Raw genomic sequence first — 17,297 nt, 5'->3', positions numbered from 1 at the left:
CTAAAACCTGGCTGTAAGGCGGGCGTTGACGGCCCAGCTGTTTTCTTCGTCTGTAAGCCTGTAGTAGGCAATGGATTGCAGGGTCAGGTAACGGCTTATATTCCAGCTGAGATTGGAGTTGAAACTGTGCTGCGTGTCCTCCTGGTTCCAGCTGGTCCGGTAGCCCACGGTGACCTGGGTCTTCCTGGTCCGGACAAGGGAGAACTTGGAGTCAAAGAGCAGGCTCTGGCTGTCGGTCTCCTGGTTGCCGTAGCCCTGGGCCCCGTTGATCTGAAAGGAGACCAGATCAGAGGGACGCCAGTTGATGTTGAGAGTGGCCTTGCCTCCGGAGGCGGTGTTATCCGTCACGTCAGTCCAGGAAAGGGAGTCTCCGCTGTAATCGGCGACCAGGTCCGCGGTCAGGGTCGACCGCAGCCTGGCAGTCAGGCTCCAGCGGACACTGAAATTTTCCTCGGTGCTGGTCCCGGCCTCTTCGTTCTTGTTGAAGGAGAGGTTGATATCCAGTGTGGATTCCAGGTCGGGATAGAGGATGGCCGAGGTCAGCAGGGTGATGGTGTGATTGCTGGAGAGCCGGGAGCCTTCCTGGTAGTTTTCATTGCGTGTGATGCTGAGGCTTGTGTCCAGGGTTTCCAGGGGCGCGGAACGAATGTTGAGCCCGTAGGACCGGGTAGTGGTATCGATGGTCTCCGAATTGATGGTGTCGGTGTTGTTGATGGTCAGAGTGGGGGTGAAATATTTACTGTACTGCCAGCTGAAACTGGCCGACTGAAAGAGCCGGGTCCGGTCATTACCGATATTGAAATCAGAGTTGTCCCAGACCAGGGAGTAGGTGAGCCGGGTATCACTGGTCGGGTCAAAGCGGAAGTTCAGATCGGTCAGGTACTTGGTCTGGCGCTGGGAGTCTACAACTTCGTTGCCGGTGGAGGTCACGGTCCTGAAAGCATGGATTTCGGTGATCGGAATATTGGCGAAGGCCGGCCAGGCCGTGACCACCAGCTTGATATAGATGGCCTGGACACCGCCTGTTTCCACCTCGTAGCGGTTTTCGGTCTGATTATAGCTGGTCGTCGGATTGATCAGGACCCGTTGCCAGGTCGTGCCGTCATCGCTGGTGTAAAGGTCCCAGCGCAGGTCGGATGCCTGGGCCACTGTCGTGGCATCCAGCTCCGTGGTGTAGACATGGAGCAGATCCACCCTCTGGTAATCGGTTCCAAGTCCCAGGTTGGCCACTTCGCCGGGGAGAATGGTAAAGGAGGTCGTGTTGATGTTGCCGTCGATCAGGCCGGGGTTTGCCGGCAGACTGCCGTCACCGGGAGTGTCGTCCACCCCGGCCAGTCCCTGGGACAGGGTCAGCGAGATGTTGACGGTCTGCCCGGCGGACACTGCGGCGGAGAAGTCGGTGGTCGACTGGGTTATCTGTTGAGAAATGGCGAACTGGCCCCGATCGTTAAAGAGCATGCGCTGATATTCCAGGCGACCGAAATGCTTTTTTTCGTTATAGGTCGAGTGCTCGACCGAGTCGTTTCGCTCCTGCTGATAATAGCTATAGTAGGAGTCAAAGCCGTTACGGCCCCAGCCGGCGGTCAGTTCGGTCCAGACTCGATCGTTGTCGACAAGGTGTACGGTCTCATCGTCACTGAGCCAGTTCTGGCCAAAGGTTATGGACAGGGTCGGCCACCAGTCATACTGCCAGGTGGAGCTCAGTGAGGCCTCCCAGGTCTGGTCGGTCTGTTTCTGGGACTCAGTGTTGGTTGTCTGATTGACCAGGCCGCTCAGCTCGGCCTGAAAGAGGTCGTTGCGGACCAGGAAGTTGGCCGTGGGGGAAAGGGTCTCGTGAACACCGGTACCACTGGTCCAGGTCCGGGAGTAGTTCATGTTGGTGTCCAGGGAAATGGCCTGGGTGACCCGGGGATTCCACTGGGCATGGTAACGCTGGCCAAACGAGCTGATGTTGTCCAGACCGCTATCCTGGCCGGTCTCACTGATTCTCCAGGAAGCATCCAGGCCGACGAGGCTGGCCAGGACCGGCAGCGGCTGGGAGAGCAGACCGCACTGGAGAGCGAGAAACACCAGGACCGGGTGGAAGAAGTGGGCCGGAAATATCCGAAGATGCGAAACAGGCGCGCAGGCACCTGTCCTGTCGCCTCCTGAACAGGGGCGTCCAGCATGGATATCAGTCGGTATCCTGGTCACGGTTGCAGAGCGTGGGAGGGTTTCTCCGGCAGGCAAAGTCTGGTGCCCATGTCGCCCCGTATCGTTTGCCGCCCGAAGGTGCCAGGCGGACAGTAGCTGGTGTCCGCCAGATGCTGCAGACCAGGTTTATGGGCAGAGAATCTCGGGAATCGTATCCTAAAAAAGCCACCCCCTCCAGCATGACAGCAGGAAGAGGTGGCTTGTTTTTGCCGGAGTTCTTTGCAGCGTATTACACTACACGCTTAGTTCTTGGTGGTGTGGCACTCGAAACAGCCGCCTGTGTTGCCGCTGCCGGCATCGACAAGGCTGTAATCCCAGCGGAGCAGGTCCGCATTGGGAGTACCATGGGCCCGGTGACAGGATATGCAGGTGACGATGGTGTCGTCGGCAAAGGTGACCGAGGATTTTACAGCACTGTAGTCGGTGCTGGCCACAGGGGCGGAAACCACGTAGGCGTTGACGCCGGCGCCACCGTAATTACGGTACTCGGAGCCGGCTGCGGTGTTGCCCATGTCAAAGTCGGTGGGATGGCGGACCCAGGGGCTGCCCCAGGTGGATCCGGCCACGTTGCCGGTGCCGTTATGGAAATCGTTGTGGCACTCGGCGCAGAGACTGCTGATGGTGCCGGTGGGATCGGTTTCGTCGGTCCGGTCCACGCCGTAGTACTGGTTATGGGCCGTTGTGGTGGGCTGGTATTCCCAGTCACTGTCTTCCAGGCCGACGATGCCGTCCAGGAAGCGGAAGCTGGTGGCAACACTGGTGCCGTCGAGGGTGCCGTCGTTTCCGTGATGGGCTCCGGAGATAGCGGCGAAGTCGCTGGTTGCCGTCCGGTCACCGTGACAGCCGGTGACGCCGGCGCAGGTCAGCTGGCTGGTAAGCGCGGTGCCGCCGGGCGGGGTGTTGCCCAGCGCAGCATCGGCTCCGGCCAGGCTGTCGGTGGCCACGTTATGGCCAGCGGCGTCGGTAGCGCCGCCGCTCGATGCGACCCAGTAGAAGTTACCACCGGCCAGGGTGTTACCCGTGGTGCCGTCCGTACCATAGGTCGGTGCGGTGGTGGAGTTGACAAACGGGATATTGTTGGTGCCGTCGTTGGTGCCGGTATGGCAGGCTACGCAGCCTTTGACCAGCAGGACGTTGTTGGGTGCTGACTGCGCCGCGCCGCTCGCATCAACGGCCATGGGGCTGCCACCCTGGCTGTTATGCATGGTGTGGCACTGGGCACACTGCCCTGTTACCTTGGCCATGGAAAGTGTTGGCAGGCAGAGAAGCCCTGCTCCTGCCAGCACCAGTAGATGGATCCTGCCATTCTGTGCGATACCTTTCATGATGTTCCTCCTTGTTTAACAGATACTCAGTTTCTTCCCCATTACTTAATTACAACCTTTGTTCTGTTGCCTGAAAACCAAGGTGCGCAACCGGTGCGCTGAATTAAAGGTCAGGGGCAGATGACTGTCGTGCTGTAACTACCTCGCTCCTCTTCCTTACTTTCATCTTAGGAATCTCGTGGCTGTTTGACAAGAAAAAAAACAACACTTTTGCTATCACGATGTGGTTTTTTCCGGAATGGTAAGCAAAAGGAAAAAAAGGGCTTTCTTTTACCCTAATTTTACTATTCGAAATCCCTGAATCTGGCCTGGGGGAACCCTGTATGCAAAAGCTCATTTTCGTGGTTCTGTTCCCTGCAGACCGTTGTTTTGCCATCCACCTGGTTGTCGGCGATGGAGCCTGGAATCCCTGCATGTTTGCCGACGCCTGACAGAGTTTTTTGTCAAATTAGCGTAATTTTAGATGGTTAACAACATGGTGCCCGGTAAAGAACGTCCGGAGTCCAGGGACCGACGGGTGGCTGGTCAGTGGAGCGGGATCACCGTTACCCGGGCAGGAGTTCCCCGGTTGCCCCCTGGTAGAGGGTGTCTGGTTGCCGGGTCGAGCAGATTGTTTTTTCATTGAAATCTGGTACAATACCGTAACAATACCAGGGAGAGGAGACAGAAGATTTACACCAAATCTTTGTGGCGCATGGCTTTCCCTGCTCCGGATTCGATCCGGTGAGGGAGGGCGCCATGGGTCACGCACCAGAGTGTGTGAGGAGGAAGGTTATGTTGGGGAGTGGACAAAGCCGGTACCGCATGGTCGTGGCCATGGCCTCGGTGATGCTGGCCGGGGTTTTCTGGAACGGACCGGCATCAGCGCGGATTCAGGGTAACTGCGGCGACTGCCATACCATGCATAACAGCCAGGGTGGCAGTCCCATGACTTTCGATACGGACGCTGCGCCGAATAATAACCTGCTTCGGGGGACCTGCCTGGGATGTCATGCCCAGGGCGGCTCTTCGGCCACCGTGAACCTGGGCACCGACAACATGCCCCAGGTCATGCATACCGGCGGGGTTGACCTGGCCGGCGGTAATTTCGCCTACATCACCGGTCTCAAGGGCAGTGGGGCCTCGGATCGCAAGGGGCACAACATCGGTCCGCTGACCGGAACCGACGCCGTGCTTTACGCCCCTCCGGGCGGTATCGTCCAGTTTGGCCACGATGACGGGCTCAATGTCAATACGAACAATCTGAGCTGTGCCGGCACCAACGGTTGCCACGGCTACCGGTATTCCAGCAGGGGTGAGGGGATTGGCGGTTCCCACCACAGGAATGTGGATGGACAGATAGCCAACCCCACCGAGCCTGCCGACAGTTACCGGTTTCTCATGGGGGTCAAGGGATACGAGAGTGGTGACTGGGAAGAGACGGTCTCTTCGTCCAGCCATAATGAGTATTTCGGACTCACCGCACCGGTGGCCCTGGGCTGCAGCAATGCCACATCCTGTCATACCAGTGACGGTGCCGGGGTGGCGCCGCCGGACGGGACCATGAGCCAGTTCTGCGCCACCTGTCACGGTAATTTTCACACCGTGGCCACAGACTCCTCCGACGGCATCGGCACCGACACCATGTCACCTTTTATCCGCCATCCCACCGACCTGGCCCTGCCTGCGACCGGTGAGTATGCCCAGTACACGGTCTACGATCCCGCCTCGCCGGTTGCCCGGACCGGCTCGGTGCCCGCGGCCCCCAGCGGGACCGTGTCACCCGGCAGTGACGCGGTCATGTGTCTCTCCTGCCATGTGGCCCATGCCAGTAATTACAGCTCCATGCTGCGCTGGGATTACAGCCAGATGGTCGCCGGCGGCGGGCAGACCGCCACGGCGGGGTGTTTCGCCTGCCATACCACCAAGGATTAACAACAGCCTCGGGCCGGGGTTCTCTGTTCCCCGGCCTTCTGCCCGGCTGGCCCCGGGGCCGGTCGCTTTCTGGTCCGGATGAGCCTCCACCAGTACCATGGCGTCAGCGTCTCTTCCTGATTATCACCGGGGCAGTCTGTCCACTCTTTTCCATCTCCTTGAAGAGCGCAGATACCACTGGTCAAGGAGATACCATTCATGATACACTCATGATATCGGATTCCGGAACACTCTCCGGGCATCAATCCCCCCGTATACCCTGATCCAGCGCCGGTGATGCTTTCGCTTGAAAAAAAACAGGCAGTTCCAGGCCGACACCGCAACCATTCTTCCTTTGCCTTTGTCCATCGCAAGATCAATGAACAGGTCAGGAAACTGCGCATCCAGTTCATTATCGGGCTGCTGCTCCTGGTGATCTGTTTCTCCCTGGCCAATTTCTTTATTGTTCAGGATGTGGTGGTCCCCAACAACGAGCGTCTTGAGCAGGAAATCGCCCGCAAGGATATGGAACGGGTGGTCTCCACTCTGCAGCGCGAGATTGAGTTCCTTGATTCCTTTGCCTTTGACTGGGCGGCCTGGGATGACACCTACCGTTTCATCACTGATCGCAATCAGGAGTATATCGAATCGAACCTCGGCGATTACACCTTCAGGGACAACCAGCTCAATTTGATTATCTTCTACGATATCCGGGGTAATGTGGTCTGGTCGCGGATTGTCGACCTGGATACCATGGAAGAACTTCAGCTGCCCGAATTTCCCCGAAAGGGCTTCCGCCGAACCATCCTCTGCTCCTCCATCAGGATGTATCCAGTTCCGTGGCCGGTATCATGGTGGTCGAGCGGGGGCCGATGATAGTGGCTTCGCGTCCGGTGATCACCAGCAACCAGCAGGGAGCCATTGTCGGGACCTTGATATTTGGTCGATTTATTGACCGGAAGACCGAGCGGCGGCTTAGAGACCAGACCAAGGTGGATCTGCACATAAAGCTGCTCTCAAAGCTCCGGGAACGGCCCTACATGAGCGAGATTGTCGCCGCGCTGCTGCATGGTGTTCCCTATGCCTTTCATGAGCAGAATGGTCACTTTGAGATTTATACCGTGTTTCCCGATTACCTGGGGCGGCCGGCTGTGGTTCTGGAGGCCAGGGTCAATCGCCTTATCTCGCCCCAGACCAAGATGCTCTTCAACTACGTTCTCTTCTCAAACATCGCCACTGGCACCCTGGCCCTGTTTCTGATCCTCCTGTTTCATAAACGGATGGTTCGCTCCATATCCCGGGTGTTTCATCTTGCCACCCTGATGGCCAAGTCGGACAGCCGCAAGTCGGAAAATGGAGGATCCCTGGGCCGCTGGGTCGACCGGAGCCGTGAGGACAGTTTGCTGGTGGCGATGGAGAAGAACAAGCGCAAGGGGCTGCTCAAGGGCGCCTCGCTGGATAAGGAGAACACCTCGGATCTCTGGGAGGTCAGCGTCTGGCTGGCCGAGGAAGTCAAACAGCGGGGCAAGGCCGAGGCCTCCCTGCGCAAGATCACCACCCGGCTGGAGAAACTGGTCCGTAACCGGACCATGGAGCTGCTGGAAATCAACTCGCTTCTCCAGGAAGAGATCAGTGAGCGCCGCCAGTACGAGAAAAAACTGGAAAAGTATCAGCAGCGGCTGCGCTCGCTGTCGTCGGAACTGCTGGCCGTGGAAGAGCGGCAGCGGCGGCAGATCGCTGTTGATCTCCATGACCGGATCGGCCAGTCCCTGTCGGTCTCGCGGATGTTTCTCGATTCGATCATGGAGCTTGAGAATATCGACGAGATCCAGGATCAGCTGCTTCAGGTTTCCGAGATCCTGCGCCAGACCCTGGAAGATACCCGGACCCTGACCTTTGAACTCTGTCCGCCCGTTCTGCATGAACTGGGCATGGGCGCGGCCATGGAATGGCTGGTGGAGATCATGGAGGAACGGTATGGACTCCAGGTGGAGTCGGAGTGCGATCCCTTGACCGAATACACCGATTCTCCGGTCCTCACCCTGACCTTCCGGGCCATCCGCGAGCTGCTGATGAACGTGGTCAAACATGCCCTTACCGATCGGGCCTGGGTCAAGGTGTACCGGGTGGGTACTTCCCTGCAGGTGGAGGTCAGGGACCGCGGGGTGGGCTTTGATCCGGCGGCCAAGGAGGCCCAGGACGATGAGGGGCCGGGTGGTTTTGGCCTTTTTTCCATTCAGGAGCGGATCAAGAATATCGGGGGCAGCATGCGTATCGACTCGTCCGAGGGGAGTGGCACGACAATCACCTTGATTGTCCCGCTTCCAGGTTCGGACCAACAAGACAAAGAGGAAGAGTGATGCCAATCAGAATAGTCATTGCCGATGATCACAAGATCGTTCGTGACGGCCTGTCGCTGCTCATCGAGAGACAGCATGGCCTGGAGCTGGTCGGGCAGGCGGAGAACGGCCGCAAGGCTGTGGAACTGGTGCGGGAAAAGCAGCCGGATGTGGTGATCATGGACCTGTCTATGCCGGAGATGAACGGCATAGACGCGGCCAGCGAGATTGTGGAGGAAAATCCCCGCTGCAAGGTGATCATTCTCTCCATGCACGCCGACAAGCGGTTTGTCAACGGCGCCCTGCAGGCCGGCGTTTCCGGTTTCCTGCTCAAGGAGTGCGCCTTCAAGGAACTCAATAATGCGGTCCAGGCGGTCTGTAACAACCAGACTTATCTGAGCCCCCAGGTCGCGCATACGGTGATCAATGATTACCGCCAGCACCTGCTCAGTGCCAATAAGGAAGAAAAACTGACCACCCGTGAACGGGCGGTGCTCCAGCTCCTGGCCGAGGGATATTCCACCAGGGAGATTGCCTCCAAGCTCAATGTCAGTGTCAAAACCATTGAGGCCCGGCGCCGCAATATCATGGACAAGCTGGGTATCTCGTCGGTGGCCGGTCTGGTGAAGTACGCCATCCGCGAGGGATTGACCGAGCTGTAACGTGGCCATGCTGCTGGAGCCCTTTGGTGATCTGGCCGGTTTTGTCTGCTGGCACCTGTGGCCGGGCATGGAGTTCGGGGCCCGGGATTTCTGGTGGTCCAGGCTGCCGGCTCCGCAGGGGGACCAGCCACCCGCTCGGCGTCCTGGACGGCACGAGGGGGTCGATCTCCACTGCTACCGGACCGTAACCGGGGACCTGAAGTTCGTTGAGCCGGGCTGGCTTGTCACTGCGCCGGCCGCCGGGTTCGTTGTTCATACCCATCCGGATTTTCTGGCCCATTCTCTCTATATCATGCATCCGGACATACGGTGGGACGATCGGGTGCTCTACACGGTGTATGGCCACGTCTGCCCGGAGATGGATCCAGAGGCCGGGCAACCGGTCTTCCCCACCACTCCCGTGGCCTCGCTGCCCGAACCGGTACCCGGGTCGGCCGTTCCCCTGCACCTGCACGTCTCCCTGGCCTGGATCAGGCAATCCTTTGCGCCGAAAAAACTCTCCTGGAAGCTGCTGGGCGATCCAGGTGTCTCCCTCCTGATCGACCCTGCCCGGTTTTTCAGAAACGCACCAGAACGCTTCCTCTGATTTTTGCTCTCCGTTATTTTTTCTGGTTCTCTGTGTCCGTGGCGTCGCCGCCGGGCCCTGTCTTCCACGGTACCAGCATGGGTACCTGTCGGCAGTACTCGATATACCGGTGGCCGAGTTCCTCTTTCAACTTCCGTTCTTCCAGCATGGTGCCGATGCCCAGATACAGGCTGAGGACCATCCGGCTGATCAGGTTGACATCGGTTACCGGCCCCGCTGCCCAGAGCAGAGCCAGGCCGCCCGAATACCAGGGGTGACGGACATGGCGCAGAATACCGCTGCAGCGAAAGGGTATCTCCCGGCTGTGCTGGGACCCGGCCCGGTACTCCCGCCACTGCTTGAGGCCGAGGAAGTACTCCATATCATATACTTTTTTGCCGCCATGGAACATGATGAGCGCATACAGCAGCAGGAGGGCCTGAAGAAGGCGCCAGGGGCCGTGGTAGCGGAAAAGAACCTGCTTGGGGAGCTGGTATTGATACCAGATGACCGGCAGGAGGGAGAGCAGGGAGAAAGAGATATAGAACAGGCGGGCTCCTCCCCGCCAGATGCCCCCGCGCCGGCTAAGATACGCGGTGATCCGCCGGCTGACCAGGAAGCTGTGCAGGGTGCACCAGGCTATCCAGACCAGGCAGAGTGACAGATTGGCGGGCATGGCCAGCATCCTCAGGAATGGTGGTCACCCGGCCGGAGCATGGTTCCGGTCCGGGTGGCCTGCCGGTTACTGGTTGCGGAAGGGCCGGAGCATGTTGGGGTGATGCATCTCGTCTTCCATCTCCACGGTGTGACAGACATCGCAGCTGCCGTCGGAGCCGATGGGAAATGGAGTGGACTGGTACTGCAGGGGCTGGAGCACGTCAAGTTGGTCGTTGTAGGGATTTTGGGCCGGGTAGAGGGCATGGGCGCTGTTGTGGCAGCCGATGCAGCGCAGCTGGCCCGATTCATCGGTCCGGTTGCGAAAGAGAGCGTCCCGGTCGGCGGTCCAGGTGTTAAAGGTTTCTTCGGTTTCCGGCGGCTGAAAGTCCTGGTGGCAGTTCAGGCAGTCGGGTTCATTGATCCACGGCTGTCTGGGTCTGATCTCGTCGATCCCTGCCACGGCTTCGGGTGCAAGGTAGTGCATAAGCTCGTCAGCATGGGCTTTGCCCTGCTCCTGTTCTCCCCTGAGCAGGGCCAGTGCATGGTCGGAGAGGGAGCCGTGGCAGTTGGTGCAGTCCATCTCCAGATTGTGATGGATACCGCGTAACGCCCGGGTGGCGCCCTCATTCCCGGCCGGATGGCACTGGGTGCAGGCTTTGGCGCCCAGGTCGGCCAGGAAGATGGCATGGAAGCCGTGGATGGCGGCGGACAGGTTGAGCTGGCCACTGTCCGGACCGGCCTGGGGCAGGCCTTTGCCCGCCAGTAGCGGATCATGGTGGCATTGCTGGCACAGCACCGGCTGACCCGAGGCGGCCTGTTCCTGCAGCCGGGTGCCGGAGAGTCGATCATGGGCGGCAAGAACGGACATGGCCGTGGCGGTGGAAATTCCGGCCCGGTCCTCTTTTTTCCAGGGACCGCCATGGCAGGTTCGGCAATTCATCTCCGTTGCCACCGGCAGTACGGCCCGGGTCCGGGCCAGGACCCGGCCCTGTTCGTCCACGGCCCGGACCGTGACCTGGGGATAGGGCATGTATCCGCTGTCGGTATAGGGTACCACGGGCAGCAGGTCGGCGCGAAAGACGATACCCTCCGCTGTCATGGTTCCCTCCAGCCCTTTCCCGGCCAGGCCGGTGTCCGGCGGCGGGATAGTCTCCATCCCGGGAAGTTTTTCAAGGCTGTCCCAGAAATCGATCTGGGTCGAGGGGTGGCTGAAGGGACGGTCTACCTCATAGTGCAGGGTCACGCCTTCCGTGACCACTTCCGGGGTCTCGCCGCGGCGGATCAGCTGGGCCTCCAGGTTGACTCCCGGTGGCAGCATGAACCAGGTCGCGCTGGCATCGGTGAGCGAGCGCATGCCGAAATCGCTCCAGGCAAGCAGCACGTAGCCTGCGTTCTCCCGGTCAAACTCCGGGACTCGGGCAGCGGCTGCAGGCAGCTCAACCGGCCGGGTCCGGTCGGTGCGGCCATTGAGGCCATGGGCGATATACCAGGCCAGCGCTCCGGCCTCCTCCCGGGTACCGGCAAAAGGGGGCATGTAGGGGTGTATTTTGTCCATGCTAAGAATCATGGACTGCAGGCCAGAGGGGGAAAACGGCGCGGCCAGAGGCTTGATGTCGTTTAAGGGACCACCGATGGCGTGGCATGGCAGGCAGAGAATGTTGTAGAGCTGCCGGCCCGCTTCCAGCCGGTTTTCCTCGGTGATGTTCCTGTGGCTCACCCATTTCGCCTCCTGGAGCACTCCTTTCTGCTTCACCATGTCCAGGTCGCGCTTGAGGATAGAGGTGGAATACATGTAGTCGCGAATGATATAGGGTCGCCGTCCGCCTTCACGCAGGAATTCAAAGGTGCCCATGTACATGAGGCCGATGATCAGGATCATGGCGGCCAGGGGCCTGGAGAGTAGAGTGGGAATCCGGGCGGCCATCAGCAGTCCCCCAGGATCAGAAGCGGGGAGAACAGGACAAAGCCGGTGATGAACGGGCGCATCTCCGGCATGGCCTGGAAAATCAGCTGCTCCAGTTCCGGGGGCAGGGCTCTGCGGTACCACCAGGCCGAGGCCAGAAAGCCGCCAAAGGGCAGCAGGAGCCACAGGGCGCAGTAACGGACCATGGTGGTCCGCAGTTTTTCTTCCCGGATCCAGGTGGAGGTCAGCAGGCCGAACATGCCGGCGATCATGAAGGCCAGGAAGGAACGGAAAAAGAGGGCCGGCCAGAAGGTCGGGTTGAAGAACCCGGCCCAGAAGTTGTTGTTTTCCAGCCAGCTGCCGGGGGTGAGCATGAAATCGATAATGCCGTTGATGATGAACAGCGACATCCAGGCTGCCCCGAAATAGATCCAGCCGATGATCAGGTGGTCCCGGCTGTTCAACCGGTCAAAGGTGTAATAGTAGATGAAGAGCGACAGGATCTCGATGGTGAAGAAGACCCATTCCGTGGCCCAGCCAAAGACATAGGTATGGATCAGGGAGGAGGTGGCGGCCGGGTTCAGGAGGGCGATGGTGAACCATATGCCGACCCCGGTGATGCCGCCGGCCACCATGGTGAGCAGAAGAAAGAACCTGGTGTGCCGGCGTACATATTCCAGAATACCCTCGTCCCGGGCTCGCAGCCCCTTGATCTCCGTCAGGACCAGAAAGAGCCCGCCGCCCACGGCGAAATGGGAGATATAGACGTGAAAGACCGCGATCAGGGCAATGAACAGGCCACCGCCGAAAACATCGAGTTCCCACACAGGATAGTTCATGAGCGTTCCTCCTTATCTCCGGTTGCAACCACTTGTCCAGATCCCCGGCAGGCCAGATGGGCCATCCAGGCCAGCAGGGCCAGCCCGGCGACGAAGAAGAGCAGAAAAACGATCATGGGTGAATACTGGGGTGTCACCGGAAGATCACCGACCGAGAACCAGGGCTTGAGGTAGGCGGCGCGGAGCAGGTCCCGGGCCAGGAGCATGGTAAAAATCGATCCCAGTATCAGCCAGGTCGCCGGCAGGACCTTGATCCGGAAGGCCTGGATGATGGCCAGACCTGCCAGCACCATGCCGGCCAGGAGGCACACCGTGATCAGGATACCTGTTGTGCTCGAGAGATCAACGGTTCCCGGTGGCAGGCTGCCGAAGAACCAGAAGCCGATGCCGAAGTTCAGGATGGAGGCCCCGCCGAACCAGGTGCAACCATAACGGATCCAGGTCGAGGCCTGCTCCCTGTCCTTTCCGGGACGCAGGGTATAGTAAAAGGCGATGGCCAGGCCGCCCACGGCCACGGACGAGATGACGAAATGGAGATAACGCGGCACGATGGTGGGGTCGCTGAAAATCAGGAGGGTGCCACCGGGCTGGTCAAAATAGCGAACCCAGGAGTCCGGCAGCATCATCATGACAAAGTTGCTGGTGATGAAAAAACCGATGAGCAGCAGCAGTAGAAGGCTCAGGCCCACGGTGACGGTACGGCCCATCTGCATGCTCTCGTAGCGGTAGCTGTAGATATAGGCCAGGTAGTAGGCCGCGATGAGCAGGGCGATGATCAGGAGCCAGAAACTGGCCATGAGGATGGAGCTGGTGTACATGAAGTGCCCGTAGAGGACCTGGACAAAGAGAAGGGGCGCGACGCCGAAATTGACCGTAAAGGCAATGGTGAAGGGCAGCCGCCTGGAGATCATCCTGGTCAGGGGACCAGGGTCTTCGGGATGGGTGAGATGGCGGGCAAAGGCAATGAAGGCACCGCCCAGCATCATGTTCATGAGCAGGATATGCAGGAAAATGGTGATGGTCAGCAACAGCTGGAACCAGCCCCAGGGAACCTGCAGGGGGTCAGGGGTGGGGATCAGGGTGGCAGGATCCATGGTACCTCCTTGTTGACATGGCAAGAGGATACAGGGTTCTGGGGGACGCGGCGGGCAGGGATGCTGCCGTTGTTACGCCAGGTCTCCTTTTCGCAGACTTCAGGCTCAGAAATATTTTTCATGCTGCAGTCGGGAAATCTGAACCCGGACTTTCAGTTCTTGATCTCGATGCATTTTTCCGGACAATAGGCCACGGCCTGACGCACATCTTCGGTTATTTCCGGGTTGATGGAGGTCAGCTCGATCTTTTCCGTGTCCTCGTTGAAGTAAAAGACCTCGGGGCAGAGTTCCACGCAGGTCATGCAGTTGCTGCAGAAATAGGTATCGATGAGTATTTCAGCCATAAAAGAAAGAGTGTGATTACAGGGCACCTTGAAAAGTTGCCTTTTTGCCCGATAACTGCGTCACTGGCAAAATGAAAAATGCTCACATATACTTAATATGCTGCGCTTTTTAATTTTGACGCTCCTTGTTCTCGGGCAAAAATTCTAATTTTTCAAAGCACCCTACAGGGAGTATTGGTATGGGGAAATAAAAGCTCCGCAAGCTGTCTGATAGAGTAATGGTATCATACAACCGGGCGGTAACCAAAAGAAAAGAAGGGCTCAGTCTGACCGCGGGCAAGACATCCGGGCAGATTTATTGGATAAAATATCTCTTTTGTCTTGCCCGCCAGGGGAAATCGGGGAGGTGATATGATGAAAAAAATCAGCAGCCACAACCGCCAAGCGCGTCCTTGTTGAAACTTTTGTCCGGGCTGATGGGGTATTTTCCATCAAAGCAGGCCAGGCAGAAGGAGTTCCGGTCCAAGCCAGTGGCCTCCACCATGCCATCCAGGCTGAGGTAGCTCAGCGAGTCCAGGCCAAGGTAATCCCGGATACCCTCAATGGAATGGGTGGCGGCAATGAGCTCGGAGCTGGAGGGGAAGTCGATGCCGTAATAGCAGGCGTGCGCTGTGGGCGGGCAGGAGACCAGCATGTGGATTTCCCGGGCTCCAACGTTGCGCAGGGAACGGATCCGGCTGCGGCCGGTGGTGCCACGGATGATCGAGTCCTCGACGATGATGACCCGTTTGTCCTTGAGCAGATGACGGACCGGGTTGAGTTTGACCCGGACCGAGAAGTCCCGCATGGACTGGGTGGGCTGGATAAAGGTCCGGCCGACGTAATGGTTGCGGATCATGCCCATTTCCAGCGGAATGCCTGATGCCTGGGAGTAGCCGATGGCTGCGTAGTTGCCGGAGTCCGGAAAGGGCATGACGAAGTCGGCCTCGATTTTCGCCTCCCTGGCCAGGATTTCACCCATTCGTTTCCGGGTTTGATAGACATTGATACCAAACACGTCCGAGTCTGGCCGGGCAAAGTAGACATGTTCAAAGATGCAGAAACTCTTGCGATGCGGCGGCCAGGGGAAGATGGACCGCGGGCCGTCCTTATCGATAACGACCACCTCGCCCGGTTCGATATCCCGTTCGTAGCGTGCCTCGATCAGGTCCAGGGCGCAGGTCTCCGAGGCCACCACCCAGCCGCCGTTGTCCAGCCGCCCCAGGCACAGGGGCCGGAAGCCGTTGGGATCGCGGACCGCGATCATGGTGTCCCTGGTCATGAGCAGCAGCGAGTAGGCGCCTCTGATGCAGGCAAACGACTCCTTGATGGCCCGTTCGATCCCCATTTCCATGGTCCGGGCCAGGAGGTGAAGGACGATTTCCGAGTCCATGGTGGTCTGAAAAATAGATCCCTTGGCCTCGAGATGCCGGCGCAGGTCAATGGAGTTGACCAGGTTGCCGTTATGGGCCACCACCAGGGGCTCGCCCTTGTGGGTGACCATGAAAGGCTGGGTGTTGATGATGTTGGATTCGCCGGTGGTGGAGTAGCGGACATGGCCAACCGCCAGGTGACCGGACAACCGCTGCAGTATCCGTTCACTGAAGACTTCGGGCACCAGTCCCATATCCTTGTGGATGGCGATCCGCTCGCCATTGCCGGCGACAATACCGGCGCTTTCCTGGCCGCGGTGCTGGAGAGCATAGAGGCCGAAATATGTCAGCTTGGCCGCGTCCTCGTGGCCGAAAATACCGCAGATACCACATTCGTGCTTGGGCTTGCCCCAGCTGTTGAAATCAGGAATATACTGTTGCATGTCTACGTTCCATTGCTGTCAGAAATATGCCGCCCCATCAGGAGAGATACCTCGTGGTGGAGCGGGATAGGCTCAGGGTTGTTTCAGGTTAACTTCGTGAAGGTCTGCTGACGGTCCAGGGAGGGACAGAACTTTTATTCAAGAGACAAAATAGTAAGAAAAATGTGAGGTGTCCGGCCCTGCGTGCCCGTGCATTATGAATCCGATAAACTTGAAAGGCACAAAGAATGATCTCTTTGTGCCCGGCAGTGTCATCCATATATACTTACGAATATTTCCTTCAAACCAGATTACACTATTTTTTTCAACAAATATATGCTGATATTTGATAGAATGGTCGGTATGGATGCTTCGTTTTCCTGATTTGTTCAGTCCATATCCGGCTGACGGCATCATTTCCGAAAAGATACTGCAAGACAACAACTGGATTACTTGATGAAGAGTTCCTCTCCCCGTCTGACACAGACCGTCAAGGCCGCAGGCTGAGCTGCCAAGCTGGGCCCGGGGGACCTGGGCCGGATTCTCTGCGGACTTGACCTGCCACGTGACCCCAACCTGATCGTGGGATCGGAGACCTGCGACGATGCCGGGGTGTACCGTTTAAACGATACCACGGCCCTGATACAGACCGTGGACTTTTTCACGCCCATTGTCGACGATCCCTATGCCTTCGGGCAGATCACGGCGGCCAATGCCCTGTCCGATGTCTATGCAATGGGCGGTCGGCCTCTGCTCTGTATGAACATCCTTGCCTGTCCGGTGAAGACCATGCCCGAGACCGTCTTTCGTCAGGTGGTAGAGGGTGGCCTGGAAAAGATCAGGGAGGCGGGTGCCTTGCTGGTGGGTGGGCACTCCATCGAGGATACGGAGCTGAAATACGGCCTTTCGGTCACCGGACTGGTCCATCCGGACCGGGTGCTGAAGAACAGCGGAGCCCGGCCGGACGATGTCCTGGTCCTGACCAAGCCTCTGGGAACAGGTATTCTCTCAACGGCTATCAAGGGCGGGCTTGGTGAATCCGGGCTGGAGAAGCGGATCATAGAGGTGATGGCCACCCTGAACCGGCTGCCGGCGGAGATTCTTCAACGTCCTGAATTTATAGATGATCCATCTCTGCGGCCCCATGCCTGCACCGATATCACCGGTTTTGGCCTCATCGGCCATCTGCATGAGATGGCCCAGGCCTCCCGGGTTTCCATCCATATCCATACCGAGACCCTGCCGATCCTGCCGGAGACCCTGGCCTTTGCCGATATGGGCATTATCCCGGAGGGGGCCCATACCAACCGGAAGTTTTACCTGTCCCAGGTGAATGGCGCCTGCGAGCCTGCCTCCTCCCTGGAACTCATCTGCTGCGATCCCCAGACCTCGGGGGGCTGCTCATCGCTTTGCCGGAGGCCGGGGCCCGGGCTCTGCTCACCCACCTGGAAGAGGAGGGCTATCCCCTTGCCTGCGGGATCATCGGCAACGTGCACCCGGAACCCGCCGGGCGGATTATTCTTGAGCAGAGAGGAGGTTGATGACGCTGCCCACCCTGTTTTCACCCTGTATTACCCTCCAGGCCCTTCGGGCAGGCTTGCGCCCGACCCGGTTGTCGTCGGCGCCAGAGCGTCGTGTTGCGTGGCTCTCCGGAAGCACAGGGAAAATTTGCTCCTGGATTCTCTGTCTTTTGGTCCTGGTGCTGGCTC

General features: G+C 58.7%; 13 protein-coding genes and 1 pseudogene. 6 read left to right on the top strand and 8 right to left on the bottom strand.

Going from position 1 to position 17,297, the window contains the following annotated elements; all coding sequences use genetic code 11:
- Together GF1_RS13150 and GF1_RS13145 are read right to left on the bottom strand one after the other, a co-directional pair.
- Entirely contained in the window at positions 1–2,070 is a 2,070-nt protein-coding gene (locus GF1_RS13150) for a hypothetical protein (protein WP_267927007.1), read from the bottom strand.
- A 365-nt stretch (positions 2,071–2,435) separates the two neighbouring features.
- Positions 2,436–3,518, bottom strand: a complete 1,083-nt coding sequence (locus tag GF1_RS13145; RefSeq protein WP_267927006.1) for a cytochrome c3 family protein — start codon at positions 3,516–3,518, stop codon at positions 2,436–2,438.
- A 774-nt stretch (positions 3,519–4,292) separates the two neighbouring features.
- On the opposite strand from GF1_RS13145, the gene GF1_RS13140 reads away from it, so the two are divergent.
- From GF1_RS13140 to GF1_RS13120, 5 genes are all read left to right on the top strand, one after another.
- Entirely contained in the window at positions 4,293–5,432 is a 1,140-nt protein-coding gene (locus GF1_RS13140; protein WP_267927005.1) for a cytochrome c3 family protein, read from the top strand.
- Positions 5,433–5,708: 276 nt separating this feature from the next.
- Complete coding sequence (locus GF1_RS13135; protein WP_267927004.1) at positions 5,709–6,287, top strand: CHASE4 domain-containing protein; 579 nt, start codon at positions 5,709–5,711, stop codon at positions 6,285–6,287.
- A complete protein-coding gene (locus GF1_RS13130) occupies positions 6,251–7,771 on the top strand; it encodes a sensor histidine kinase (RefSeq protein ID WP_267927003.1) in 1,521 nt (506 codons plus the stop codon). The genes GF1_RS13135 and GF1_RS13130 overlap by 37 nt, the downstream gene beginning before the upstream one ends.
- Positions 7,771–8,412 (top strand): response regulator transcription factor, encoded by a 642-nt coding sequence (locus tag GF1_RS13125; RefSeq protein WP_267927002.1) that lies wholly within the window; start codon positions 7,771–7,773, stop codon positions 8,410–8,412. Before GF1_RS13130 ends, GF1_RS13125 begins: the two co-directional genes overlap by 1 nt.
- 1 nt (position 8,413) lies before the next feature.
- The gene (locus GF1_RS13120) at positions 8,414–8,998 is read left to right on the top strand and encodes a hypothetical protein (protein ID WP_267927001.1); all 585 of its coding nucleotides are present in this window, start codon (positions 8,414–8,416) and stop codon (positions 8,996–8,998) included.
- A gap of 13 nt (positions 8,999–9,011) precedes the next feature.
- On the opposite strand, the gene GF1_RS13115 is transcribed toward GF1_RS13120, so the two are convergent.
- From GF1_RS13115 to purF, 6 genes are all read right to left on the bottom strand, one after another.
- Positions 9,012–9,653 carry a methyltransferase family protein gene (locus GF1_RS13115; protein ID WP_267926999.1) on the bottom strand — a complete coding sequence of 214 codons (642 nt, stop codon included), beginning with the start codon at positions 9,651–9,653 and terminating at the stop codon, positions 9,012–9,014.
- Between the two features lie 66 nt (positions 9,654–9,719).
- The gene (locus tag GF1_RS13110; protein ID WP_267926998.1) at positions 9,720–11,558 is read right to left on the bottom strand and encodes a multiheme c-type cytochrome; all 1,839 of its coding nucleotides are present in this window, start codon (positions 11,556–11,558) and stop codon (positions 9,720–9,722) included.
- Positions 11,558–12,376 carry a cytochrome ubiquinol oxidase subunit I gene (locus GF1_RS13105; RefSeq protein WP_267926997.1) on the bottom strand — a complete coding sequence of 273 codons (819 nt, stop codon included), beginning with the start codon at positions 12,374–12,376 and terminating at the stop codon, positions 11,558–11,560. The genes GF1_RS13110 and GF1_RS13105 overlap by 1 nt, the downstream gene beginning before the upstream one ends.
- Complete coding sequence (locus GF1_RS13100) at positions 12,373–13,470, bottom strand: hypothetical protein (protein WP_267926996.1); 1,098 nt, start codon at positions 13,468–13,470, stop codon at positions 12,373–12,375. Before GF1_RS13100 ends, GF1_RS13105 begins: the two co-directional genes overlap by 4 nt.
- Positions 13,471–13,622: 152 nt before the next feature.
- On the bottom strand, positions 13,623–13,814 hold the full coding sequence (locus GF1_RS13095; RefSeq protein ID WP_267926995.1) for a ferredoxin: 192 nt from the start codon (positions 13,812–13,814) through the stop codon (positions 13,623–13,625).
- A 364-nt stretch (positions 13,815–14,178) separates the two neighbouring features.
- The gene (gene purF / locus GF1_RS13090; RefSeq protein ID WP_267926994.1) at positions 14,179–15,609 is read right to left on the bottom strand and encodes an amidophosphoribosyltransferase; all 1,431 of its coding nucleotides are present in this window, start codon (positions 15,607–15,609) and stop codon (positions 14,179–14,181) included.
- Positions 15,610–16,044: 435 nt separating this feature from the next.
- Here purF and selD point away from each other — a divergent pair.
- A pseudogene (gene selD, locus GF1_RS13085) lies at positions 16,045–17,129 on the top strand (selenide, water dikinase SelD).
- Positions 17,130–17,297 lie beyond the last annotated feature (168 nt).

The organism is Desulfolithobacter dissulfuricans, assembly GCF_025998535.1.
GTDB classification, from domain to species: domain Bacteria; phylum Desulfobacterota; class Desulfobulbia; order Desulfobulbales; family Desulfobulbaceae; genus Desulfolithobacter; species Desulfolithobacter dissulfuricans.
This window is presented reverse-complemented; position numbering and strand designations above follow the sequence as displayed.